General features: G+C 70.3%; 23 protein-coding genes. 10 read left to right on the forward strand and 13 right to left on the reverse strand.

All coding sequences use genetic code 11. The features are described from left to right. Positions 1-190: 190 nt before the first annotated feature. The 10 genes from FPZ12_RS07695 to FPZ12_RS07740 all read left to right on the forward strand — a co-directional run bounded on the left by FPZ12_RS07695 (position 191) and on the right by FPZ12_RS07740 (position 11,066). Positions 191-994 (forward strand): SDR family NAD(P)-dependent oxidoreductase, encoded by an 804-nt coding sequence (locus tag FPZ12_RS07695; protein ID WP_144752930.1) that lies wholly within the window; start codon positions 191-193, stop codon positions 992-994. Positions 995-1,404: 410 nt separating this feature from the next. Continuing rightward, positions 1,405-2,508, forward strand: coding sequence for a helix-turn-helix transcriptional regulator (locus FPZ12_RS07700; protein WP_144757197.1), 1,104 nt, complete (start codon positions 1,405-1,407; stop codon positions 2,506-2,508). Between the two features lie 111 nt (positions 2,509-2,619). Continuing rightward, positions 2,620-3,945 carry a cytochrome P450 gene (locus FPZ12_RS07705; RefSeq protein ID WP_144757195.1) on the forward strand — a complete coding sequence of 442 codons (1,326 nt, stop codon included), beginning with the start codon at positions 2,620-2,622 and terminating at the stop codon, positions 3,943-3,945. After that, entirely contained in the window at positions 3,942-5,150 is a 1,209-nt protein-coding gene (locus FPZ12_RS07710; protein WP_243769723.1) for an NAD(P)/FAD-dependent oxidoreductase, read from the forward strand. The genes FPZ12_RS07705 and FPZ12_RS07710 overlap by 4 nt, the downstream gene beginning before the upstream one ends. A gap of 15 nt (positions 5,151-5,165) precedes the next feature. After that, a complete protein-coding gene (locus tag FPZ12_RS07715; RefSeq protein WP_144757193.1) occupies positions 5,166-5,477 on the forward strand; it encodes a 2Fe-2S iron-sulfur cluster-binding protein in 312 nt (103 codons plus the stop codon). Positions 5,478-5,492: 15 nt separating this feature from the next. Further along, entirely contained in the window at positions 5,493-6,602 is a 1,110-nt protein-coding gene (locus FPZ12_RS07720) for an NAD(P)-dependent alcohol dehydrogenase (RefSeq protein ID WP_144757191.1), read from the forward strand. Continuing rightward, positions 6,602-8,053 (forward strand): aldehyde dehydrogenase, encoded by a 1,452-nt coding sequence (locus tag FPZ12_RS07725; protein ID WP_144757189.1) that lies wholly within the window; start codon positions 6,602-6,604, stop codon positions 8,051-8,053. The genes FPZ12_RS07720 and FPZ12_RS07725 overlap by 1 nt, the downstream gene beginning before the upstream one ends. A 161-nt stretch (positions 8,054-8,214) precedes the next feature. Further along, positions 8,215-9,009, forward strand: coding sequence for an enoyl-CoA hydratase-related protein (locus FPZ12_RS07730; RefSeq protein ID WP_144757187.1), 795 nt, complete (start codon positions 8,215-8,217; stop codon positions 9,007-9,009). A gap of 21 nt (positions 9,010-9,030) precedes the next feature. Continuing rightward, the gene (locus FPZ12_RS07735; RefSeq protein WP_144757185.1) at positions 9,031-10,167 is read left to right on the forward strand and encodes an acyl-CoA dehydrogenase family protein; all 1,137 of its coding nucleotides are present in this window, start codon (positions 9,031-9,033) and stop codon (positions 10,165-10,167) included. A gap of 17 nt (positions 10,168-10,184) precedes the next feature. After that, the gene (locus FPZ12_RS07740) at positions 10,185-11,066 is read left to right on the forward strand and encodes an SDR family oxidoreductase (RefSeq protein ID WP_144757183.1); all 882 of its coding nucleotides are present in this window, start codon (positions 10,185-10,187) and stop codon (positions 11,064-11,066) included. Positions 11,067-11,461: 395 nt separating this feature from the next. Here the strand turns inward: FPZ12_RS07740 and FPZ12_RS07745 are convergent, their stop codons facing one another. The 13 genes from FPZ12_RS07745 to FPZ12_RS07805 all read right to left on the reverse strand — a co-directional run bounded on the left by FPZ12_RS07745 (position 11,462) and on the right by FPZ12_RS07805 (position 24,332). Continuing rightward, the gene (locus FPZ12_RS07745) at positions 11,462-13,003 is read right to left on the reverse strand and encodes an amidase (protein ID WP_144757181.1); all 1,542 of its coding nucleotides are present in this window, start codon (positions 13,001-13,003) and stop codon (positions 11,462-11,464) included. Next, entirely contained in the window at positions 13,000-14,016 is a 1,017-nt protein-coding gene (locus FPZ12_RS07750; protein ID WP_144757179.1) for a phosphotransferase family protein, read from the reverse strand. The genes FPZ12_RS07745 and FPZ12_RS07750 overlap by 4 nt, the downstream gene beginning before the upstream one ends. Then, positions 14,013-14,945: a DUF7064 domain-containing protein gene (locus FPZ12_RS07755; RefSeq protein WP_144757177.1), complete on the reverse strand. Its 933-nt coding sequence runs from the start codon at positions 14,943-14,945 to the stop codon at positions 14,013-14,015. Before FPZ12_RS07755 ends, FPZ12_RS07750 begins: the two co-directional genes overlap by 4 nt. A 10-nt stretch (positions 14,946-14,955) precedes the next feature. Continuing rightward, positions 14,956-15,771 (reverse strand): enoyl-CoA hydratase/isomerase family protein, encoded by an 816-nt coding sequence (locus tag FPZ12_RS07760; protein WP_144757175.1) that lies wholly within the window; start codon positions 15,769-15,771, stop codon positions 14,956-14,958. Between the two features lie 10 nt (positions 15,772-15,781). After that, a complete protein-coding gene (locus tag FPZ12_RS07765; RefSeq protein ID WP_144757173.1) occupies positions 15,782-16,588 on the reverse strand; it encodes an enoyl-CoA hydratase/isomerase family protein in 807 nt (268 codons plus the stop codon). Then, positions 16,588-17,604, reverse strand: a complete 1,017-nt coding sequence (locus FPZ12_RS07770) for an LLM class flavin-dependent oxidoreductase (RefSeq protein ID WP_208025781.1) — start codon at positions 17,602-17,604, stop codon at positions 16,588-16,590. Before FPZ12_RS07770 ends, FPZ12_RS07765 begins: the two co-directional genes overlap by 1 nt. A 2-nt stretch (positions 17,605-17,606) precedes the next feature. After that, a complete protein-coding gene (locus FPZ12_RS07775; RefSeq protein WP_144757172.1) occupies positions 17,607-18,770 on the reverse strand; it encodes a CaiB/BaiF CoA transferase family protein in 1,164 nt (387 codons plus the stop codon). Then, positions 18,767-19,459, reverse strand: coding sequence for an ABC transporter ATP-binding protein (locus FPZ12_RS07780; RefSeq protein ID WP_144757170.1), 693 nt, complete (start codon positions 19,457-19,459; stop codon positions 18,767-18,769). The genes FPZ12_RS07775 and FPZ12_RS07780 overlap by 4 nt, the downstream gene beginning before the upstream one ends. After that, on the reverse strand, positions 19,456-20,157 hold the full coding sequence (locus FPZ12_RS07785; protein ID WP_144757168.1) for an ABC transporter ATP-binding protein: 702 nt from the start codon (positions 20,155-20,157) through the stop codon (positions 19,456-19,458). Before FPZ12_RS07785 ends, FPZ12_RS07780 begins: the two co-directional genes overlap by 4 nt. Continuing rightward, positions 20,154-21,197 carry a branched-chain amino acid ABC transporter permease gene (locus FPZ12_RS07790; protein ID WP_144757166.1) on the reverse strand — a complete coding sequence of 348 codons (1,044 nt, stop codon included), beginning with the start codon at positions 21,195-21,197 and terminating at the stop codon, positions 20,154-20,156. The genes FPZ12_RS07785 and FPZ12_RS07790 overlap by 4 nt, the downstream gene beginning before the upstream one ends. A gap of 1 nt (position 21,198) precedes the next feature. After that, complete coding sequence (locus tag FPZ12_RS07795; RefSeq protein WP_144757164.1) at positions 21,199-22,050, reverse strand: branched-chain amino acid ABC transporter permease; 852 nt, start codon at positions 22,048-22,050, stop codon at positions 21,199-21,201. A 13-nt stretch (positions 22,051-22,063) separates the two neighbouring features. Continuing rightward, positions 22,064-23,275 (reverse strand): ABC transporter substrate-binding protein, encoded by a 1,212-nt coding sequence (locus FPZ12_RS07800; RefSeq protein ID WP_166462630.1) that lies wholly within the window; start codon positions 23,273-23,275, stop codon positions 22,064-22,066. Between the two features lie 289 nt (positions 23,276-23,564). After that, a complete protein-coding gene (locus tag FPZ12_RS07805) occupies positions 23,565-24,332 on the reverse strand; it encodes an enoyl-CoA hydratase-related protein (protein WP_144757160.1) in 768 nt (255 codons plus the stop codon). Between the last annotated feature and the right edge of the window lie 8 nt (positions 24,333-24,340).

Below are 24,340 nucleotides of genomic sequence, written 5' to 3' on the forward strand. Positions count from 1 at the left end.
CGTCGGATATACGACAGGATCATGCCCCAAGTGTTCATCTTCGTACAGCCTCAGCCTGCCCAAGCACGCCAGCCGGGCACAAGATGCCCACGCGCTTCATCTCAATAGTGGACAGATCTCGTGTCTGAGTATTGTGTGACGTAATATTTCCTCGTAGGATGCGGGGAACCGACCAGGAGGGACGCGCACCATGACCAGCTCCATTCCCCGCGCCGACGAGGGATTCGACTTCTCCGGCAGCGGGGTGCTGATCGCGGGTGGCACGTCGGGGGTCGGCCTCGCCACCGCGGTGGCCTTCGCACAGGCAGGGTGCCGCCGGCTGATGATGCTGGGCCGCGACGAAGAACGCGGCAAGCGCGCGCTCGACCACGTGCTGTCGGCCGTCCCGGGAGCACACGCGGAGTTCCTGTCCGCGGACGCGAACGACCCCGCGTCGGCGGCCGAGGCCGCCACGGAAGCACACCGCCGGCTGGGCGGGATCGACGTCCTGGTCAACTCCGTGGTCGCGCCCTACCAGCCGACGCCCCTGCACGAGATACCGCTGGACGAGGTGCGCGACATCCTTACGCGGCAAGCGTTGGGGCCGCTGGTGATGAGCCGCGCCGTGCTGCCTTTCCTGCGCGAGCAGGGATCGGGCTCGATCGTCAACATCGCCTCCGACGCCGCGAAAGTGCCCACCCCGGGCGAAACCGTACTGGGCGCGGCGATGTCGGCCATCGTCACGTTCTCGCGCACGCTGGCACTGGAAGCGAAGCGCTACGGCGTGCGGGTCAACGCGATCACACCGTCGCTGATCGCCAACACCGGCTCCTACGACCGCGCGATGTCCCAGCCCTTCAGCAAGAAGATCTTCGAGAAGATCACGAGCCAGGCACACCTCGGCCTCACCGAACCCGAGGACCTCGCCAACCTGACCCTGTTCTTCGCCTCACCGCTGTCCCGGCTCATCACCGGGCAGGTCATCAGCGTCAACGGCGGGATCTCCGTCGCCTGATCGCGTTGGGGTTCCGTTGGGGCGGCTGGTTGCGTTGGGGCAGCAACGGACGCGCGTAGCGCGCGCTGTGTGACACCCCACCACCGCCCCGATCTGTGAGTGTTCGCGATCGCAAGAGCAGGCTGGGGATCGGGGCGGTGGAGGGGTGTGGTCGGTGGGACGACTCGCTTCGCGTTGCCGGGTGGCGGTTGGTGCCGTAGTCGGTGGGGTGGGACGGGCCGTCGGGTGGCGATGTTTGTCCCGTCGGGTCGTCGGCCACACCTAGGTCATGCTGTTACCACTCCCTTAAGGGGTGTTCCGCTCCCCCTTTGGAGAGCAATCCCGCGCAGCGGTGTATCCCCGGCGCCACCGCGCGGTGACAATCGGCCGGACAGGGCAGTGCCGCTCTGGGGTCGAACGAGGAGACGGTTGTGGACAGTGCTGCCGAACCGGCGGGTGAACTGATCCGGCGTGCCCGTGAAGTGCTCCGCGAGATCGCCCCGCTCGCGGGCTTCGATATCTCCCCTGCCGTCGTCCGCGACCTCCGCTCTGCCGACAACTCCCTGCGGGCCCTGGAAAACGTCCTCCTGCGCGAACTGTCCACATTCGACGGACAGGGCACCGCCGGCGCCCGGGTCGCCGCGGCACTGGCCCGCGTGAGCGCCTTGCGCACGGCGATCCGGGACAGCAGCCTCGTCACCCGCACGGCCGCGATGTCCGATCTGCATCGCTGTCTGTCCCGCCTTCGCTCGGCGTCGTCACTGCGGGACCTCGCCGAGCGCGTCCCGGCGGAGGTCAACCGGCTCGGGTACCGGCGGGCGCTGTTCTCCAACCTGTCCGGGCCGGCGTGGAGCGCGCGGTCGGCGTACGCCTACGCCGATCCCGAGCTGAGCTCCGAACTCGTGCGGGTGGGCACGGCGGTCCCCGGCAGGCTCGGCCGGGAACTGCCGGAGACCGAGGTGGTGCGCCATCGCGCGCCGGTGCTCGTCGACGACGCGCAGCACAACCCGCGCGTGCACCACCGCCTCATCAATCTGGCGCGCACCAAGGACTACGTGGTCGCGCCCCTGATCGGGCACGGCCGGGTGATCGGCCTGCTGCACGCCGACCAGCACGTGGAGCACGACCGCGTGGACGAGTTCGACCAGCAGCTGCTCGGGCTGTTCGCCGAGGGGCTGGGCTGCGTGTTCGAGCGGGTCGTCTTCCACGAGCGGCTCAGCGCGATGCGCCATCGGCTGCGCGAGCAGGCCGACGCCGTCGAGGACGTCCTGGGCGGGGCCGGAATCGTCGAAGAGGCCCCGCGCCCGCCGGACCCGCTGGAACGCCTCGACGGCCCGCTCGCCGAGCTGACCCGGCGGGAGCTCGATGTGCTGCGGTACCTCGTGCGCGGCGAGAGCAACAGCCGGATCGCCGAGGAGTTGTACGTCTCCCCCGGCACCGTGAAAACGCACGTCAAGAACGTGCTGCGCAAGCTCGGCGCCACCAACCGCGCCGAGGCGGCGGCCCGCTACCACGCGCTCGCCCGCGGGATCTAGGGAGAAATGCAGGGGGAGAAATCTCTTCCTCCGGGGTGATGCACGACACGTCAGGTTGGCCCAAAGATTGGACCACAACGTGCACCGACGCCGTCATCCTGGAGGACCTTCATGACCACCACGCCCGAGCTGACCACCCGCCCGATCCCCGAGGAGATCGCGAAGCAGGTCGTGCTGCCGGAGGGCCACCGCGAAGACGGGCCGCTGTTCGAGGCCTACCGGTGGCTGCGCGAAAACCACCCGCTGGGCCAGGTCCACGTCGAGGGCTACGACCCCGTCTGGCTGGTGACCAAGCACGCCGACATCATGGAGATCGAGCGGCAGCCGCACGTTTTCACCAGCGGCGGCGGCGACGAACCCGGCTCGCACAACCCGATCCTGCAGAACCAGGCCGGCGACGAGTTCACCAGGCAGCTCACCGGAGGCAGCCTGCGCATCCTGGAGACCCTGACCTACCTCGACCCGCCGGAGCACACCGAGATCAAGGACATCGTCAACGACTGGTTCCGCCCCGCGAACCTCAAGAAGTGGGAGGACCGGATCCGCGCGCTGGCGAAAGAAGCGATCGCCAAGTACCTGCGCAGTGGCACCAACGAACTCGACTTCGTGCAGGAGTTCGCGCTGTACTACCCGCTGCACGTGATCATGAGCCTGTTCGGCGTCCCGGAAGAGGACGAGCCGCGCATGATGACGCTGACGCAGGAGTTCTTCGGCACCGCGGACCCGGACGCCCAGCGCGAGGACGTCGAGCCGCTCACTCCGGAAGCCGCCGCGCAGCAGTGGTCCGCCGCGATCAACGACTTCTACGCCTACTTCGACAAACTCGTCGAAGACCGGCGCGCGAACCCGCGCGACGACGTTGCCACCACCATCGCCAACGCGCGCGGCGCCGACGGTGAGTACCGGCCGAAGGAGGTCGCCTACGGCTGGTTCATCGCGATCGCCACGGCAGGGCACGACACGACGTCGAGCACGATGGCCGGCGCGATCGAAGCGCTCGCGCTGTTCCCCGATCAGCTGGCCAAGGTGCAGCACCGGCCGGAGCTGATCCCGGACCTGGTCAACGAAGCCCTGCGGTGGGTTTCGCCGGTCAAGCAGTTCACCCGGCGCGCGCAGGAGGACTACGTGCTGCGTGGGCAGCAGATCCGCAAGGGCGACCGGTTCATGCTGCTCTACCAGTCGGCCAACCGGGACGCCGACGTGTTCGACGAGCCGGACACCTTCCGCCTGGATCGCAAGCCCAACAAGCACATCGCCTTCGGTTACGGCCCGCACATGTGCATCGGCCAGCACCTGGCGAAGCTGGAACTTCGGATCATGTTCGAGGAGCTGCTGCCGCTGATCCAGAACGTGGAGGTGGCGGGCGAGCGCAAGCCGGTGATGACCAACTTCGTCGGCGGGCTGCGCAGGCTCCCGGTGCGCCTGGACCTGGCGTGACCGAGCGGGTGCTCGTCGTCGGCGCGGGTCACGCCGGCGCGGGAGTGGCCGGTCTGCTGCGGCAGGCCGGGCACACCGGCCCGGTGGAGCTGTTCGGCGACGAGCTCGATCTGCCCTACCACCGGCCGCCGCTGTCGAAGAAGTTCGCCGAGGGCGAGCTGGAGCAGTGGCTGCGGCCGGCGGAGTTCTACCGCGAGCAGGACATCACCGTCCGGCTCGGCGAGCACGTGACGGCGGTCGAGCCCGCGAAACGGCTGGTGCGCACCGATTCCGGCGCGGTCCACGGCTACGACCACCTCGTGCTCGCCACCGGCGCCCGGCCACGCCCGTTGCCGGTCCCCGGCGCGGAACTGGCCGGAGTGATGTCGCTCCGGACCCTGGCCGACGCCCGGATCCTGCGCAAATGCGTCGAGGAACGACGGCGGCTGGTCATCATCGGCGGCGGCTACATCGGGCTCGAAGTGGCCGCGGTCGCGCGGGCGAACGACATCGAGGTGACCGTGGTCGAGCGCGAGGAGCGGGTGCTGGCCCGCGTCGCGAGCGCCCGGTTGTCGGCGATTCTCGCCGGATACCACCGGAATCGCGGCACCCGGATCCTCACCGGCGCCGGGGTCGGACGACTCGCCGGGGAGGACGGCCAGGTTCGCGCGGTCGTGCTCGACGACGGCTCCGCGCTTCCGTGTGAGGCGGTACTCGTCGGGGTCGGGGCGATTCCCCGGGACGAACTGGCGGCCGCGGCGGGCCTCCGGTGCGCGCAGGGCGTCGTCGTCGATTCGCACGCCCGCACGAGCGACCCGCGCATCCTGGCTATCGGCGACGTGACCCGCCGTCCGCTGCGCACGGGTTCCCTGGCACGGCTGGAAAGCATCCCGAGCGCGACCGAACAGGCCAGGCAGGCCGTGGCCACGATCCTCGGCACCGCACCGGTTCCGGCCGAGGTGCCGTGGTTCTGGTCGGACCAGTTCGGGCTGAAGCTCAAGATCGCCGGGCTCGTGCCGCCCGATCCGGGCACGGTCGTCCGCGGCGATCCCGCGACCGGCCGGTTCGCCCTGTTCCACCACCTCGGCGGCGCCGTGACCGCCGTCGAATCGGCCAACTCCCCCGCCGAGTTCATGGCGGGCAGGAAGTTCATCGCGGCCGGCACGCGGATCGACCCGGTCCGGCTGGCCGACCCGTCGGTCCCGCTGCGCGACGCGACCCTCTGAAAACGGAGTACCCCCATGCCGAAAGTCACCTACGAACTGCCCGACGGATCCGTGCACGACGTCGAAGTCCCTTGTGGACAGAGCGTGATGGACGGTTCGGTCCGCAACAACCTGCCGGGCATCGTGGCCGAATGCGGCGGCAGCTGTTCGTGCGCGACCTGCCACGTGTTCCTCGACGAGGGCGAGTTCGACGAGCCCACCGACGAGGAGCGCGAGCTGCTCGAGTTCGCCGAGGGCGCGCGGCCGGAGTCCCGGCTGTCCTGCCAGCTGATCCTCGACGACTCCTGCGCGGGCGTGCGCGTGACGGTCCCCGGCACCAACGGCTAGCACAAAGGAGTTCGCATGGACATCACCGCTGCGGTGGCCACCGAGATCGGTGGCACCTTCGAGTTGCGGCGGCTCACGCTCGCCGATCCGGCACCCGGCGAGGTGCTGGTGAAGATCGCCGGGGTCGGGCTGTGCCACACCGACCTCGCGGCCAAGGACGGTCACCTGCCGTTCCCGCTGCCCGGCGTGTTCGGCCACGAAGGAAGTGGCGTCGTCGAGGCTGTGGGCGCGGACGTCACGAAGGTCGCCCCTGGCGACAAGGTGGCGCTCAGCTTCGACAGCTGCGGGGACTGCACGCAGTGCCGCGGCGGGGAACCGTCGTACTGCCGGGACTTCATGGCCTACAACTTCGGCGGCGCCAGGCAGGACGGCACCAGCCCACTGACGGACGGGGAAAACCCCGTGGGATCGGCGTTTTTCGGGCAGTCCTCCTTCGCCACCCACGCACTGGCCCGCGAACGCAACGTGGTCAAAGTCCCCGGCGACGCGCCGCTGGCCGTGCTCGGGCCGCTCGGCTGCGGAGTGCAGACCGGTGCGGGCGCGGTGCTGAACTCGCTGGACTGCCAACCGGGCGGGACGCTGCTCGTGCTGGGCGGGGGTTCGGTCGGGCTGTCGGCCGTGCTGGCCGGAGTCGTGCGGGAACTGAGCCGTATCATCGTCGTGGAGCCGCATGCGGCGCGGCGCGATCTCGCCCTGTCGCTGGGCGCCACCAACGTGATCGACCCCGCGGCGGGCCCACTGGCCGAGCAGGTGCGCGCGATCGAGCCCGATGGCGCGGGCTATGCCATCGACACCACGGGGATCGCCGCGGTTCTGCAGGACGCGATGCAGGCGCTCGCGCACCGCGCCAAGGTCGGCATCATCGGGGTGCCGGCGGACCCGGAGGCGTCGCTCGCGCTCAACCTCATCCAGGCCCAGGTGCTGGGGGTGCGGGTGATGGGCATCGTCGAGGGCGACAGCGATCCGGACACGTTCATCCCGGAGCTGCTCGAACTGCACCGCACCGGCCGGTTCCCGTTCGACAAGCTCGTCACCACCATGCCGTTCACCCAGATCAACGAGGCCGTCGCCGCGCAGCACCGCGGGGACGCCGTGAAAATCGTGCTCGTGCACGGGGAGCTGTGATGACCCTCGACTACGACCGGCTCTACCTGGCGGGCGGCTGGGCCGAACCCGCTGCCACGCAACGGATCCCGGTGCATTCGGCCACCACCGAGGAAAATCTCGGCAGCGTGCCGGAAGCCGCGGAGGCGGACGTCGACCTCGCTGTCACGGCGGCGCGGCGGGCTTTCGACGATCCCTCCGGCTGGTCCCGGAATCCGCGGCTGCGGGCCGAAGCACTGGAACGGTTCGCGGTGGCGCTGGAAAACCGTGCCGCCGAAACCTCGCGCCGCGTGACCGTCCAGAACGGGATGCCGATCAGCCTCGCCCAGCAGTTCGAAGGCGGGTTCCCGCCCGTACTCCTGCGGTACTTCTCCGAGCTGGCAACAGGTTCGCCGCAGGAGGAGATCCGGCCCGGCATGCTGGGCGGCAGCTCGCGGGTGCTCCGCGAGCCGGTCGGCGTCGTCGCCGCGATCGTGCCGTGGAACGTGCCGCAGGCGATCACCTTCCTCAAGCTCGCGCCCGCGCTCGCCGCAGGCTGCACGGTGGTGCTGAAGCCGGCGCCGGAAACGGTGCTCGACGCGATGCTGATGTGCGAGGCCGCCGCCGAAGCGGGACTGCCCGAAGGCGTGCTGAACGTGGTGCCGGGCGGCCGGGAGCTGGGCGCCTACCTGATCGCGCATCCGGGCGTGGACAAGGTTTCCTTCACCGGCTCCACGGCCGCGGGCCGGTCGATCGCCGAGACCTGCGGGCGGCTGCTGCGGCCGGTCACGCTGGAGCTGGGCGGGAAATCGGCGGCGATCGTGCTCGACGACGCCGACCTCGCGTCCACCATCGAAAGCTTCTTCGCCGCGACGTTGCTCAACAACGGGCAGATCTGCTGGCTGGGCACCCGGGTGCTGGCTCCCCGGTCCCGCTACGGCGAGGTCGTGGACACCGTCACGGATCTCGCCCGCTCGCTGGCGGTCGGCGACCCGCTGGAGCAGACGACCCAGCTCGGGCCGCTGGTCTCCGCGCGGCAACGCGATCGCGTGGAGTCCTACATCGCCAAGGGCCTCGGCGAGGGCGCGCGGCTGACCACGGGCGGCGGCAGGCCCGCCGCGCTGGACCAGGGCTGGTTCGTGGAGCCCACCGTGTTCGCCGACGTGGACAACAACCACACCATCGCCCAGGAGGAGATCTTCGGTCCGGTGCTGTCGGTGATCCCCTACGCCGACGAGAGCGAGGCGGTGGCCATCGCGAACGCCAGCGAGTACGGGCTCGGTGGCAGTGTGTGGACGAGCGACCCGGACCGGGGCGAGGCGGTGGCCCGCCGGGTGGCCTCGGGAACGATCGGTATCAACGGCTACAGCAACGATCCGACAGCCCCTTTCGGCGGGATCAAGTCCAGCGGCCTCGGCCGCGAGCTGGGCCCAGAGGGTCTGCATTCCTATCAGGTGTTCAAGACGATTTACCGGGACCCCAGCAAGGGGTAGGCAGCCTCTCCCCAAAGGGGTAAATCCGCGTTCCCCCGCGCTTCACCGGCGGCGGCACTCTTGATAACGCTCGTTCACAGACCTAGATTCGGTCTGACACGGCGAGCGCCAGAGCGCCGCCGCTGGCCTGTTCTTCCAACGCCGAAAGGAACGCGGATTCCATGGACGAGTTCACCGACATCAGCTACAAGGTCGAGGACGGCCTGGCCTGGATCACCATCAACCGGCCGGAGCGGTACAACTCGTTCCGCGCCCGCACCGTCGACGAGCTGGTGAAGGCGTTCAAGAAGGCGTGGGGCAGCGGCGAGGTCGGCGTGATCTGCCTGACCGGCGCCGGGGACAAGGCCTTCTGCACCGGCGGCGACCAGAAGCAGCGCGCCGAGACCGGCGACTACGGCCCGTCGGACTCCGGGCTGTTCGAGATCGACGCGCTGCACCACGTCATCCGCGACGTGCCCAAGCCGGTGATCGCCGCGGTCAACGGCTTCGCCATCGGCGGCGGCCACGTCCTGCACGTGCTGTGCGACCTCACGATCGCCGCCGACACCGCGAAGTTCGGCCAGAACGGGCCGCGCGTCGGCTCCTTCGACGCCGGGTTCGGCACCGGCTACCTCGCCCGCATCCTCGGCGAGAAGCGCGCCCGCGAAGTGTGGTTCCTCTGCCGCCGCTACACCGCCGCCCAGATGGAGAACTGGGGCCTGGTCAACAGCGTCGTGCCGCAGGAGGACCTGTACAAGGAGGTGCGCGCCTGGGCCGACGAGATCCTCTCCCTGTCCCCCACGGCGCTCAAGGTGCTCAAGCAGTCGTTCAACACCGACACCGAGCAGTTCGCGAGCACCGGGCAGCTGGCGTACTCCTACCTGCACTCGTTCGGCGAATCCGCGGAGGCCGCCGAGGGTATCAACGCGTTCAACGAAAAGCGCAAGCCCGACTTCTCGCCGTTCCGCGGCCACTGAGCGGGAACGAGCGTTATCAGGATGCGGTTCACGAAGGAACAGGAAGGCTTCGCCGCCGCGGTGCGCGCGTTCTGCGCGGCCGAATGCGGGACACTCGCCCAGCGGGACGAGCTCACCGACGGCGGGAAGCTGTCGAACAGCCCGGAGATCCTGCGCAAGCTCGCCGCGCAGGGCTGGCTCGGCGTCTCGATTCCCGAGGCGTACGGCGGCGGTGGGGCCGGCATGGTCGACGAGTGCCTCTTCCTCGAAGAGACCTCGCGCGGGCTGGCCCCGATCACCGCTTACTCGACCGGGCTGACCGCGGCGCAGACGTATCTGCGGTACGGCACCGAGGATCAGAAGAAGGACATCCTCGGCGGGATCTGCGCGGGCGAGCTGGAGGCGATCGCGCTCTCGGAGCCGGGAGCGGGATCGGACCTCGGCTCGGTGCGGATCAAGGCCACGCTCGACGGCGACCACTACGTCATCGACGGGCAGAAGACGTGGACTTCGGCGGCGCACGTGGCCAAGCACCTCCTGCTGCTGGCCCGCACGGACTCGAGCGGCCCGAAGCACCAGGGCCTGACGCTGCTGATCGTGCCGACCGACGTGCCGGGGCTGGAGATCCGGCCCATCGAGACGATGGAAGCGCATACGGTCAACGACCTGTTCTTCACCGGCGTGCGGATCCCCGTCGCGAACGTCGTCGGCGAGGCCGGTCAGGCGTGGAAGCACCTGATGCGCGGGCTGAGCGTGGAACGGCTGATCATCGCCGCGATGTCGCTGGGCGCCGCCGAACGGTCGCTCGACGACGTGCTGGGCTACGTCAAGCAGCGGGAGCAGTTCGGCCGCGCCATCGGCAGTTTCCAGGCGGTGCGGCACCGGATCGCCGAGCTGGCCACCGAAATCGCCTACGCCAAGGCGTTCGTCTACGACGTGGCGGCCCGCATCGACGCGGGCGAGGAGGACCAGCTGACGCGCGAGGGCTCGATGGCCAAGCTCAAGTGCACCGAGATCGCCAAGCACACCGCGCTGGAAGCCATGCAGCTGATGGGCGGCTACGGCTATGCCCGCGAATACGGCATGGAGGGCCAGGTCCGCAAGGCGCTGGCGCCGCCGATCTACGGCGGGACCAACGAAATCCAGCGCGAGATCATCAGCAAGAGCCTCGGGCTCTGACCACGGAGGACCACCGCATGACGAAGTCCGTATTCGCCCCCGATCTGCTGGCGGGCCACCGCGTCCTGATCACCGGTGGCGGCACCGGGCTCGGCCGGGGTGTCGCCCAGTACCTCACCGCGCACGGCGCGCAGGTGCACCTCTGGGGCCGCCGCGAGGCGGTGCTGGCCGAGGCCGCGGCGGAAGCGGGCGCCGCGCACTTCCAGACGGTCGACGTGCGGCGGGCCGACCTCGTCGACGCCGCGATGGACGAGATCTGGTCCGCGCACGGGCCGCTGACCGGGGTGGTCAACAACGCCGCCGCGAACTTCATCTCGCCCACGAAGTCCTTGAGCGCACGGGGTTTCGAGGCGGTCAGCTCCACGGTGATGAACGGTTCGTTCAACACCACGCACGCGGCCGGGCGCCGGTGGATCGAGCAGGGGCTGCCCGGGGTGGTGCTGTCCACGCTGACGACGTGGGTGTGGAGCGGTTCGGCGTTCGTGGTGCCCTCGGCGATGGCCAAGGCGGCCGTGCACGCCATGACGATGTCGCTCGCGGTGGAGTGGGCGAAGTACGGGATCCGGCTCAACGCGCTGGCGCCCGGGCCGATCCCGACCGACTACGCGTGGGAGATGCTGAACCCGACCGACAAGAGCGCGGTCGGGGCGACGCAGGCCGACCAGGTCCCGATGGGGCGGATGGGGACCGTCGAGGAACTGGCGAACCTGACGATGTTCCTGCTCTCGGATGCCTGCCCGTACCTGACCGGCGACACGATCGCCATGGACGGCGGCCAGCGCCTCGCCGGCCCGGGCACGTTCGCGGGCCTGACCTCACTGTCCGATGAGGACTGGGCGGAGATCAGGGAACAGAGCCAAAAAGCCAGCGCCGCGGCGAAAGCACAGCGCAGCGTCTGAAGGTACTGGGGGCCACCGCAAGGCGGCCCCCAGCCAGGCGGCTCCGCCAGCGCGGCCGACGATCCTGGAGACTGCCTCGTGCTCGACGCGGCATCGGACGCGAGAGGTGGGACAGCGAGAGTGACCCGCCGAACGCAGCGGCTGAAACAGCTGGGAGCCACGGCGACGGCGGCTCCCTTTCAGCGGCTCCGCCAGCGCGACCAACACCTCGGCGGTCGCCTTCGTCCTCGGCGCGCTGGGAGGCGACCGGCATCGGCGACGCCGGAACCGGGAGCGGGCGGGGCAGCGAGAGGGACCCGCCGCACCGCCGCGCCAAGCTGGGCACGTTCGCGGGGCCCGCCATCACTGTCCGATGGGGACTGAACGACTGGCAGCCACCGCACCGGTCGCCCCGGTCAACGCCCGCAGTCGAAACCTCCGCTGGGAGCGGCATACCGTGCCTCACCGACGTCGGCCAGCGACTCACCCAACTCCGCCAGCGCGGCCGAGATCCCGGCGATCACCGCGTCCTCCGCGCCTTCGGGCACCCGCATCGGAGCGCCGCGCCCAGGAGCGGGCGGGATCTCCAGGTGGAACCCGCTGCGCTGCTGCACCGCGTCCCCGGCTCGCAGCACCAGCGCCTCCTCGAATCGGCGACCGGCCAAGGACAACGCCAGTGGCAACCCATCCGAGGCCAGGCCCATCGGCACGACGAGCACCGGGTTCCCCAAGGGATTCCAGTAAGCCGTGTGCAGCGAGGTCATCACGCCCGTCGGGTCGAGGCCGGTGATCTCCGCGAGCGACGGGGCGCCGAGGTGCCCCATCGGGGTGGCGACCACGTCCACGGTCCCCAGCAGCGCATCCATCCGCGCCTGCCCGACCCGCCGCACGCGCATCGCCTGCAGATAGTGCGTCGCGGTGATCGCCCGCGCGCTGCTCAACAGCACGCGGGTCGCCTGCCCGTAGTCACTGCCCCGGGAACGCAGATCCCCCGCGTGATAACTGAGCGCCTCGGCGAGCATCACGAGGGAATCGATCGCCTGCAACTCCGGGTACATCGGCAACTCGACCGGAACCAGCTCGGCGCCCGCGTCTTCGAGAAGCGCCAGCATCGCGGCGAAGCGGCGGGAGGCGTCCGGATCGGCAAGAGCCGCGAAGCGGTCGAGATCATCGAACCCGACCCGCACGCCGCGAAGGTCGCCGGTGAGCCCACCCGGATAATCCCCCGGCTCCACGAAAGACGCGTACGGATCAGCCGGATCATGACCGGCCAGCACCGACAACAGCAGCGCGCAGTCCTCCGCGCTCCGGGCGAGCGGGCCCGCGTGGTCGAGCGTGTAGCTCAACGGCACCATGCCCGCCTTCGGCACCCGGCCGAACGTCGGCTTCAGTCCCGTGACGCCGTTGAACCCGGCCGGCATCCGGATGCTGCCCGCGGTGTCGGAACCCAGCGCCCCCAGCACCATCCCGGAAGCCACCCCGCTCCCACAGCCCGAGCTGGAACCCCCGGCGTAATGGTCGGCGTTCCAGGCGTTGCGCGGCACCGGGAACGGCTTCCCGGGATCGGGCACCCCCAGCGCGAACTCCATCGTCGACAGTTTCCCCAGCACGATCCCACCCGCCGCCCGCAACCGCGCGACGGCCGGCGCGTCCCCGATGCCCTCGGCCCACGCACTGTCCAGTACCAGGCTCTGCGCGGTCGTGGGACCGCCTTCGCAGGCGAAGATGTCCTTGACACCCAAGGGAATCCCGTCGAGCGGGCCCACGGGCTCACCACGCGCGAACCGTTCGTCGGCCGCCTGAGCGGCCTGGCGGGCGGCGTCATCGTCGCGGTGCAGGAACACCCCCAGCACGGCGTCGTCGGCCTCAGCCCGCGCGATCGCCTCCTCCACCAGCTCTGCCGCGGTGACCCTCCCGGCTCGCAGGTCCGCCGCGGCGCCGGTGATCGTCCTGGTCATGACGCGACCGCCTCCGCCGCGGCCAGGAAGGACTTCACGAGCCCGGCGTCGGCGTAGTACTCGTCGCCGATGCCCTGCACCGCGCGACGCCGGCCGTATTCGTAGAGCACGGCCAGTTTCCACAACGCCAGCGCGGTGTACCAGTCCAGAGTGGACAGATCGCGCCCGGTGCTCGCGGCATACCGCGCGGCGAGCTCGTCCCGGGTGGGATACCCCTCCTCCAGCGCCGCCGTGCCCAGCTCCTCGGTCGGCGTCCTGGGCTGCCCGGCCGCTGGCCACGACGCCAGGAAGTAGCCGACGTCGAACAGCGGGTCACCGAGGGTGGCCAGTTCCCAGTCGAGCACGGCCAGGACCCGGCCCGGCGAATCCGGTGCCACGATCACGTTTCCCAGCCGGTAGTCGTTGTGCACGATGGTGGCGCCGGACTCGGGCGGGACGTGCGCGGCGAGCCAGGCGTCGATCCCGGCGAACTCCGCCGGCGGTTTGCCGTCGGAATCGGCGATCAGCCTGCCCATGCGGCGGAAGTGCCGGGCGTTGAACCCCTCCGGACGCCCGAGACCCGCCAGCCCGCGCCCCGCCCAGTCCACCGAATGCAGCGCGACCAGAGTGTCCACAAGGGACTCCCCGATCCGCCGCCGGTCCTCCGGGGCGCTCAGCGCGTCCGGAGTGCGCTCGGTGATCACGGGGCCCTCGACGTAACTCATGACGTAGAACGGGACATCGAGGACCTCGCCCGCCTGCGCCACCGCCAGCACGTCGGCGACCGGCACGTCGGTCCCGGCCAGCGCGTCGATCAGCTTCGCCTCGCGGAGCATGTCGTGGGCTCCCGGCGGGATCGGCGGGGGCGGGGGCCGCCGCACGACCGCCCGATGTTTGCCGTCGCCGACCAGGAACGTCAGGTTGGAGTGCCCGTCCCCGATCCGCGACGTCGTGACCGGGCCGCTGCAGATCCCCTTCCTGGCGAGGAAATCCGCCAGCAGGTTGCGCTGCTCGTCGCTCCAGTCCCAGCTCATCGACCGCTCTCGATCAGGTGCCGCAGGTACTGGCCGGGCCAGTGCGTCTCGAACTGCCCGGCGCCCGCTTCCCCGTCGATGGTGACGTCGCAGGCGGCCTCGGTGATCACCGTGCCCATCGGGTCGCGGGTGGGGAGCTTGATGGTCCCGTAGGAGTCCATCACCAGCCGGGTGGTCTCGCCGGTGATGTCCACGACGTCGGCTTCGAGCCGCTTCTGCGTCATGTCGTCGTGGTATTCGGCGTGGTGCTTGATGTGCGACACCGGCACGGTCACGCCGTCCTTGACGACGTAGCCGGCGAAACCCCATTCGCCGCGCGCGATCCAGATCCAGCCGTTCACCACGCGGCCGGATTCGGTGTAGGCGATGAACCACTTCCAGTGGTGCGGCACGCCCCAGTTCCGGGTCCCCCAGGAATGGTCGCGATGTCCCTTGCGGTCCCAGGTGATCCGCCGGTCGCCGACCTCCAGGAAGCCGGTCACGTGGCCGGTCTGTTCCAGCCGGTTCGCGGCGAACCACGACGGCAGCCCGTCGGGGTTGCTCCGGTAGCTGAAAGCGTCGTGCAGCGCGGTGAAGTCGAACTGCAGCCTGACCTCGTCGCTGGTGTAGCCGACCTGCGCGGTGCGGCGCAGCTCCGGCTGCTTCACCGTGAGGCCACGGAACTCGAAGTTGTCCAGGTCCATGTCGTCGCCGACGGTGCCCTGCTCGAGCTTCAGCGCGAGCGGTTCGGCGTCCGGGCCCCAGACCGACACGTTGTAGCCGGTCTTGCCGCGGTCGGTCAGGTACAGATACACCTGCATGCCGAGCCGCTCGTCCGGCATGATCAGCTCCCAGAACAGGGAGTCCCGCATCCGGCCGCCCGGTTCCGGCCGGTGCCGCAGATCGTCGTCCGGCCCGAAGCCGGGGTCGATGTCGCCCAGTGTCACCATGGTTCGCCCCTTACTTGCCTGTGAACTGCGGCGCGCGCTTGTCCTTGAACGCCGCCAGTGCCTCGGTCATGTCCTCGCAGCGGGTCAGCAGCGCCTGCCCGCGGTTCTCCAGCTCCAGTGCCCCGGCGTACGTCGCGACCTCCTGGTTGCGCTGCAACGCCCGCTTGGACATCCGGACGCCGCCGGGCGAGTTTCCGGAGATCTGCCGCGCGGTCGCCAGTGCCTCGCCGAAAAGATCCTCGCTCGGCACCACCCGGTTGACGAGGCCGATCCGCTCGGCCTCCTCGGCGCCCACGATCCTTGCCGTGTAAGCGATTTCGGCCGCCCGCCCCGGGCCGACGAGCCGGGTCAGCTGCCACGAGGTGCCCAGCTCCCCCGCCGAAAGCCCGACCTTCACGAACGCGGCGTTGAACTTCGCCGTCGGCGCGGCGAGCCGGATGTCGGCCGCCAGCGCGAGCGAAAGGCCGCCACCCGCCGCGGCGCCGTGCACCGCGGCGATCACCGGGAACGGCAGTTCGCGGAGCGCGGCGAGGCCGCCGGTGGCGGTTTCCTGGAAGTGCAGGAACTCCCGCACGCCCATGCGCGTGATCACGTCGATCTCGTCGAGGTCGAAGCCCGCGCAGAAAGCGCGTTCGCCGGTGCCGGTCAGGATCAGCGCGCGGGCCTTGCTGTCCCGCATCGCCCTGGCCGCGCGGAGGAACTCGCCGAACATGCCGACGGTCATGGAGTTCATCCGGTCCGGCCGGTCGATCCGCAGCACCAGGATGCCCTCTTCGGGTTCCTCGATCCGCAGCGTCTCCAGCTCCGGGATTTCGAAGTCGAGCACGTCGCCCTCCTCAGCGTCCGGTGAACTTCGGCGCGCGCTTCTCCTTGAAGGCGGCGAGCGCTTCGGGCATGTCCTCGCCACGGGTGAGCAGCGCCTGCCCGCGGTTCTCCAGCTCCAGCGCCGCCGCGTAGGAGGTGATCTCCAGGTTGGCCTGCAGCGCGCGTTTGGACAGCTGCACGCCGCCCGGGGAGTTGGCCCGGATCTGGCGCGCCATCGCGACCGACTCGTCCAGCAGGGAGTCGCCGGGCACGACGCGGTTGACGAGCCCGATGCGCTCGGCTTCCTCGGCGAAGACGAACCGGCCGGTGTACGCGATCTCCGAAGCCCTTGCCGGGCCGATGATCCGGGGCAGCAGCCACGACGTGCCCAGGTCTCCGGCCGACAGGCCGATGCGCACGAACGCGGCGTTGAACTTCGCCTTCTCCGACGCCAGCCGGATGTCCGCCATCAACGCGAGCGCGAGGCCACCGCCGGCCGCGGCGCCGTTGACCGCGGCGATCACCGGAATCCGCAACGACCTGATCGCCGTCAGGGCGCGCGCGGCGTGTTCCTGGCGCTCCAGCATGCCCAGCGCGGTCAGGCCGGCGAGCTCGTCGGCGTCGTCGAGGTCGTAGCCCGCGCAGAACGCCTTGCCGGCGCCGGTGATGATCAGGACCCGCACGTCATCGTCGTCGCCCAGCGCGAACGCCAGCTCCTCGAGTTCGGCGAACATCCCGACGGTCATCGAGTTGAGCGAGTCCGGCCGGTCGAGCGTCGCGACGAGGACACCGTCCTCGGGCCGGGACAACTCGAGTGTTTCCGGCTTCAGATCGGCCATCAGCGCATTCCCTCCAAAATGGACACAGTCGCTTCCTCGGCCTCGTCGGGTTTGAGCCCCCAGGGCACGCTCACGAGGTTGAGGTGGTCGTAGTCGCGGGCGTGCACCGCGACCCGGTCTTTCAGTTCGCCGGGGCGGCAGGCCACGCCCACCGCGTCGATGGCTTCGTCCGGCACGGCGGCGGCCATCGCCCCGGGATCGCGGTTCTTCGCCGCTTCCCGGATGCGGCCCTGCGCGTCCGTCCAGCCGTGCAACGCGAAAAGCCGGTCGTAGACGCGGGACGCGGCGTACTGCGCGACGGCGTAGGCGAGGCGACGGCGGGCCGCTTCTTCGTCAGCGTCCACGGCGCACATCAGGATGCCCATCAGCTTCACGTCACCGGCCGCGCGGCCGGAGTCCGCGAGCCCTGCCGCAAGGCCAGGGCGCACGAACTCGTCGACATAGGCGGAGGTGAACATCGGGTGGCCGACGAGCCCGTCGGAGACCCGGCCCGCGACGCGCAGCATCAGCGGGTTGACCCCGGCGGTCCAGATCGGCAGGTGTTCCCGCACCGGCGGCGGGGTGTCGGAGGTGGGCTTGAGCCGCACCCGGTAGAACCGGCCCTCGTGCTCGACCGGGCCCTCGTGCAGGCGCCACAGCTTGCGCAGCACGGTGACCAGCTCCTGCATCCGCGCCGCCGGGGCCTCCCCGCTGACGCCGTGCCAGTCCTCCATCATCCGCGGGGTTCCGTTGCCCAGCCCCAGAATCAGCCTGCCGCCGGACAGCTCGTCGAGATCCCGCGCCTCGGCGGCCCACACCAGCGGGGTGCGGCCGACCCCGTAGGCGATGTTGGTGCCCAGCCGGACGCGGCTGGTGGCACCGGCCAGCACGGCCAGCGGCACGGTCACCGACCGGTCGTACAGCTCGTTGGTCCAGACCGCGTCGAACCCGGCCTCCTCGGCTCTGGCCGCGAGGTCGGCGAGGCGCTGGTACCGCTCGGGCCCGGTGCCCGAGCTGAAGGCCGTCAGTCCGTACATTCTCAGTCCTTTTCCTCGGCGACGGCGATCGCGCCCGACCGCCGCCAGTCGTCCACCCGCTGCCCGCTCACGCCCCAGTCGCGCAGGGCCTGCTCGGTGTGCTCCCCCGGCGCGGGTGGCGGGTGGCCGAGCGCGGCCGGGGTCCGGCTGAACTTCGGGGCAGGCGCGGGCTGGGTGAGCCCTCCCTTGTCCACAAAGGACTTCCTGGCCACGTTGTGCGGATGCTCCGGCGCCTCGTCCACGTCGAGCATCGGCGCCACGCACGGCGTGCGGCCCTCGGCCAGCGCCGCCCACTCGTCCCGGGTGCGGGTGCGCACGGCGTCGGCGAACAGCTTCCGCAGCCGGGGCCACCCCGAGCGGTCGTCGCGATCCGGCAGATCGGCGGGGAGGCCGAGCAGGTCGACGAGATCGTCGTAGAACCGCTTCTCCAGTGCCGCCACCGAAAGCCAGCGCCCGTCCGCGGTTTCGTAGACGTCGTAATAAGGGGCGCCGCTGTCGACGAGGTTCGTCCCGCGTTCGGGGTTCCACGCGCCGGTCTGCGCGAAGCCGAAGAACGCCGTGCCCAGCAACGCCGCGCCCTCGACCATCGAAGCGTCGACGACCTGCCCCTTCCCGGACCGGTGGCGCTCCAGCAAGGCCGCGAGCATTCCCAGCGCCAGCAGGTAACCGCCCCCGCCGAAATCGCCGACGAGGCTCAGCGGCGGGGTCGGCGGCTGCCCTTGCCTGCCGATCAGCGACAGCACCCCGGACAGCGCCACGTAGTTGAGGTCGTGGCCGACCGCCTGCGCCATCGGCCCGTCCTGGCCGAAACCCGTCATCCGCCCGTAGACGAGCGCGGGATTGCGGGCGAGGCAGTCGCCGGGCCCGATGCCCAGCCGTTCGGCCACCCCGGGCCGGAACCCTTCCAGCAACGCGTCCGCGCGTTCGACGAGATCGAGCACGACCCCGGCGCCGTCGGGGTGCTTGAGGTCGACCGCGACCGAGCGGCGCCCGCGGTGCAGCAGCTCGGTGCGGAAGTCGGCGTTCGGGCCGACGAGTCCCGCGCCCGCGGCACGGTCGATCCGGAGCACTTCCGCGCCGAGGTCGGCCAGCAGCATGGCGCAGAACGGGCCGGGGCCGATCGAGCCGATCTCGACCACCCGGATGCCGGCCAGCGGTCCCGTCACAGGGCGATCACCTCCTGTACCTCCCGTGAACCGAGCTCGGCCACCGGGCCGGACGCGGCGAGTTTTCCCTTGCGCAGCGCGAGAAACCGGTCCGCGAGCGCGCGGATCATGCCGATGTGCTGTTCCACCAGCAGCAGCGCGGTACCGCGCGCGCGGATCTCGCGCAGCGCGGCGGTGACCTCGTCGATCACGACCGGCGCCAGGCCCTCGGTCGGTTCGTCGAGCATCAGCAGCACCGGTTCGGCCAGCAGGGCGCGCGCGATCGCGAGCATCTGCTGCTCCCCGCCGGACAGCGACGTGCCCGCTCGTTTCGCGCCACGGCCGAGGTTGGGGAACAGCTCGTACACCGCGGCCAGCGTCCACTGGCCGCGGCGTCGGGAAGCGCGGCCGAGCAGGATGTTCTCCTCGACGGTGAGGTTGCCGAAGATGCGTTTCCCTTGCGGCACCAGGCTTACGCCCCGCGCGGCGGGCTCGTGGCGGCGCCGCCCCACGGGTTTGCCGCCGATGCGGATGGTGCCGCGCACCGCGGGCACGCCGTAGACCGACAGCAGTGCCGTCGTCTTGCCGGCCCCGTTGCGGCCGACCAGCCCGACGGTCTGCCCTTCCTCGATGCCGAACGACACATCGTCGAGCACCACGGCCCCGTCGTAGGAGGCGCGCACCCCGTCGAACTCCAGGATCGCAGTCATGCGGCACTCCCCAGGTAGGCGCGGACAACGGCTTCGTCGGCACGGACCTGCGCCGGGGTGCCGCGTGCCAGCACGGATCCGAGGTCCAGCACCGTGATCTCGTCGCACACCCGGAACACGCCGTCGACATCGTGTTCGACCAGGACGACGGCGACCTCCCGTTCGGTGCACAGCGCCCGCACGTGATCGAGCAGGCGCACCGACTCGTCGGCGACCAGGCCCGCGCACGGTTCGTCGAGCAGCACCACCTTCGGCCCGCCGATCAGGGCGAGCGCGAGGTCGACCCCGCGCTGGGTGCCGTAGGCGATCTCGGCGCACACCCGGTCGAGCACCGGCCCGAGTTCGAGTGCCTCGACGATCGCGGGGAGGTCGTCCGCCCCGTGCCTGCGGGCGACCAGCTCCAGCTGCGCGCGCACGGTCATCGAGCCGAACACGCTGGTGCGCTGGAAGGAACGGGCGATCCCGCGGTGCCGCCGCCAGCGCGGCGAGCGGCGGGTGATGTCCTCGCCCACGTAGCGCACGGTGCCCGACGCGAGCCGGACCCGGCCGGACAGCGCGTCCAGGAACGTGGACTTCCCCGCGCCGTTGGGCCCGATCACCCCGTGCACCACGCCGGGCGCCAGTGAAATGTCCACTGTGTCCAGTGCGCGGACGGCGCCGTAGCGCACGCCGACCCCGGTGGCTTCGAAGAGACTCATCGGCGTGCCCTCCGCTTGATCCGGACGGCGAGTTTCGCCAGCCCGCCGGTGATCCCGCCGGGCAGGAACACCAGCACGAGCACCAGCGCGATCCCGGTGTAGAGCTGGAGGTTGCCGGAGGTGTTGAACTGGGCCTGCGCCCAGATGTAGGCCAGCGCGCCGACCACCGGCCCGGCCAGCGAGCCCAGCCCGCCCACGATCGCGGCGATCAGCGAGTCGCCCGCCTTGACGAAGCTGAGCACGTCCGGGGAGACGTAGGCGGCGTTGAGCGCGAACAGCACCCCGCCCAGCGCGGCGACGGCGCCGGAGACGACGAACGCCGTCAGCCGGGGCCGGAAGGTGCCGTAGCCGGAGAAGCGCATCCGCTCTTCGTTCTCGCGGATCCCTTCCAGCACCTGGCCGAACCGGGCCCGGCCGAGCAGCCACAGCGCGAACGCGGCGACCACCAGCACGACCCACACGACCGGCCAGAACAGCGCCGCGTTCATCACCGACGCCACCGGCATCCCGAAGAACGTCTGTCCTGGCCCGAACTGGACCTGCAGCCCGTCGTAGGCGCCGGTCCACGGGCGCGCGACGGTCTGCACGCAGAACTGGTACAGCGCCTGGCCGAGCGCGAGGGTCAGCATCAGGAACCCCATGCCGGAGGCGCGGACCACGAGCAGTCCCATCAGGAGCGCGAGCGCCGTGCCCACCGCGAGCCCGAAGACGGCGGCGGGCACCGGGCCCCAGCCCCACTGCTGGTTCGCGATGGCCAGCGCGTAGGCGGCGCCGCCGAAGAACGCGGTGTGGCCGAGGCTGATCAGGCCCAGATGCCTTGCCAGGAAACCGATCCCGAGCGCGAGCATGGCCAGGATGATGCCGTCGAGGAGCAGTCCCATCGTGTACCGGTCGGGGACGACGTAAGGCACGGCGAGCCCGGCGACGGCGGCGATCACCGCGAGCGCTCCCCCGCGGGCCAGAAGTTTCCCGTGCAGTCCCGTTTTCCGCATGCCGAGCCCGAGATCGGGTTCGGCCACGGACAGCGTGGTCGCGTTCATTTCACGCCCGCCTTCCGGCCAGCCCGGCCGGCCGCCACAGCAGCACGGCGACGAGCGCGGCGTACGGGACCAGCACCGAGACACTGGGCAGCCACACCGATCCGAGTGTCTGCACGATGCCCAGCGCCATCCCGGCGATCATGGCACCGGCGATGCTGCCCGCCCCGCCGATCACGACGACGATGAGCACGTTGATCAGGATCGTCACGCCCATCCCGGGGTCCACCGAAACGTAAGGCGCGGCGAGCGCGCCGGCCAGACCGGCCAGGGCCGCGCCGAGGCAGACCACGACGAGGCCGAGCCGGTCGGCGTTGATCCCGAGGATCTGGGCGGTCTGCCCGTCCCGGCTGGTGGCCCTGATGTGCAGCCCCAGCCGCGAGGACCGCAGCCACCAGGTCAGCGCCACCGCGAGCAGGATCGCGACGCCGATGATCAGCAGCCGGTAGCTCGGGTAGTCCACGCCGAACACCGAAGTGGTGCCTTCGAGCCCGGCCGGGGCGGAGACGGAAAGCGTGCGCTCGCCCCAGAGCAGCACCACGACCCGTTGCAGCGCCATCGCCACGCCGAAGGTCACGAGGCCGACTTCGATGTGCGAACGGTGCTGCAGGCGGCGGAAGAACACCAGCTCCAGCACCGCGCCCACGACGGCGAGCACCGCCGGGGCCACGAGCAGCGCGAGCCAGAACGAGAAGTGCGCGCTGACGCTGTAGGCGAGGTAGGCACCCGCCATGTAGAGGGCGCCGTGGGAGAAGTTGGTGACCCCGCGCAGGCCGTAGATCATGGCCAGCCCGGAGGACAGGATCATCAGCAGCGAGCCGAGCACGATCCCGTTGAGCAGCTGGGCGAAGTTCACGGCGGCCACCCCGTCACAGCTTGCAGGCCGGGTCGGCCTGCGGGGTCGTCCGCGTGCCCGGCGCGCTGGCGATGATCTTGAAGGCGAGCCCGGAACCGTCCTGCACGACCTGCCCGAGGTAGGAGGGCCGGACGAGCTGGTGGTCACCGGCGCGCATCGTCACCTGTCCCGTGATGCTGTCGAAGCTCAGGTTGTTCAGCGCCGCGCGCACCTTGTCCGGTTCCGCGCTGCCCGCCTTGCGGATCCCGGCGAACAGGGTTTCGGCGGCGAGGTAGGCGTCGGCCTCGACGTAGTAGGGCTTGCTGCCGTACTTCTGCTGGAAGCCCTGGACGAACTGCTGGTTGAGCGGGTTCGCGGCGTTCACGTCGTAGCCGACGTTGTTGTAGAACCCGGTGATCTTCGAGCCCAGCGCCGGGAACAGCGGTTCGGAGACCATGTTGAAGCCCAGCACGGTGCGGAACTTCGCGGGCAGGTTGAACTGCGCGGCCTGGTTGACGAAGGAGACGCCGTCGGCGCCGTACTCGACGGCGAACAGCGCGTCGGCGTCGCTGGCCTGCAGCTTGGTGATGTAGGACCCGAACTCGGTGGTGTTGAGCGGCGCGTACTGCTCCAGCACGACCTGCTTGCCCGCGGCCTGCGCGGCCTGCCGGAAGATCTCGGCGGCGGTGTGCCCGGTGGAGTAGTCGACCGCCTGCACGGCCCATTTGTCGCCGGGCAGGTTCCGCAGCTGCCCGGCGAGGGCGTTGACGTCCATCTGGTTGGTCTGCACGGTGCGGAAGGCGTTGGCCGCGCAGTCTTTTCCGGTGAGCGCGTCGTCCTTGCCGAGGCTGTTGAACGACAGCGCGCCGAGGCTCTCCAACTGCTGGTTGAGCGCGCCGTTCTCGGTGGAGGTCATGACCCCGCCGATGAACTGGGCGCCGCGCTGGGTGACCGCTTCACGGGCGGCGCGGAGCGTGGTGGCCGACGTGGCGTCGGTGTCCATACGGACGAGCTCGACCTGTTTGCCGTTCACGCCGCCCTGGGCGTTGACGGTGTCGACCGCGTACTGCCAGCCCTTCACGGTGTCCGACCCGAACTGGGCCAGCGCCCCGGAGGACGGCGGGATGATCGCGACCTTGACGGTGCCGGTGGTGTCTCCCGAAGCGCTGCTGCCGGGGGTGCCGCACGCGGCGACGACCACTCCGGCGAGCAGTGCGGTAAGAGCTGGAACGACTTTGTTCCTCACGGTTACCTCGACAGTCCTTGGGGAGCCGGGAAGTGCTGCTGACTCCGGATGGGAAAGAACGGACGCGTCCTCCCGAAATTTTGGTCTTATCATTGGAACAAAAGCGTCCCCACAAAGGGGCCAATCCCCTCCCTCCTTGGGGAGAGGCCCGCCGCTAGGTTCTGTTTCTATCAGTGGCGGAGCCGCTTGCGGTGAGGACGGCGACCGGCACGCCGGGGGTTTGAATGGTCGGGTCGCGAAGCGTCGTTCCCCTACTCGCACCGCTACGCAGGCCACTTCACAACACTCCCTAGGCGAACTTCGGCGGTCGTTTCTCCAGGAAGGCGGTGAGCCCTTCCCTCGCCTCGCCGGACTCGAAGAGTTCCTGTTCCTGCTCGACCTCGTACCGGAAACCCTGGTCCAGGGGCAGATCGAAAGCGGCGTCGACAGTGCGGATCACCGCGCGCTGCGCGGGCAGCGAAGCCGTGACCAGTTCCGCGGCCAGCTCCAGCGCCGCCTTCTCGGCCGTCCCCGCGGGCACGAGCCGGTCGATCAAGCCCATCGCGTGCGCTTCCTCGGCGGGCACCTGACGTCCGGTGAGCATGATGTCCAGCGCGCGGCCACGGCCGACCAGGCGCGGCAACCGCTGCGTGCCACCGGCACCGGGGATCAGGCCCAGTTTCACTTCGGGCAGCCCGAATTTCGCCGACGCCGAGCCGACGCGCAGCGCGCAGGCCATGGCCAGCTCCAGCCCGCCACCCAGCGCGAGCCCGTCCACGGCGGCGATCGTGATCTTGTCCGCGGCGGCCAGCCGGTCGAGCACGCCGCGAAGCTTGTCGCCGTACTCGGTGAACGATTTCGCGTCCACAGTGGACATATGCTTGATGTCGGCGCCCGCCGCGAAGAAACCCGGGACCTCCGAAGAGATCACGACGACCTTGGCGTCCGCCGCCTCGTCGAGCGCCGCCTGCAGGCCCTCGATGATGGGCAGCCCCAGCGCGTTCGCGGGCGGGCGTTTCAGCGTGCACACGTCGATGCCCGCCGCGGCGGATCGCCGCGCGACCACATTGTCACTCATGCCTGCAA

It is taken from the genome of Amycolatopsis acidicola, assembly GCF_007713735.2.
In the GTDB taxonomy this organism is placed as follows: Bacteria; Actinomycetota; Actinomycetes; order Mycobacteriales; family Pseudonocardiaceae; genus Amycolatopsis_E; species Amycolatopsis_E acidicola.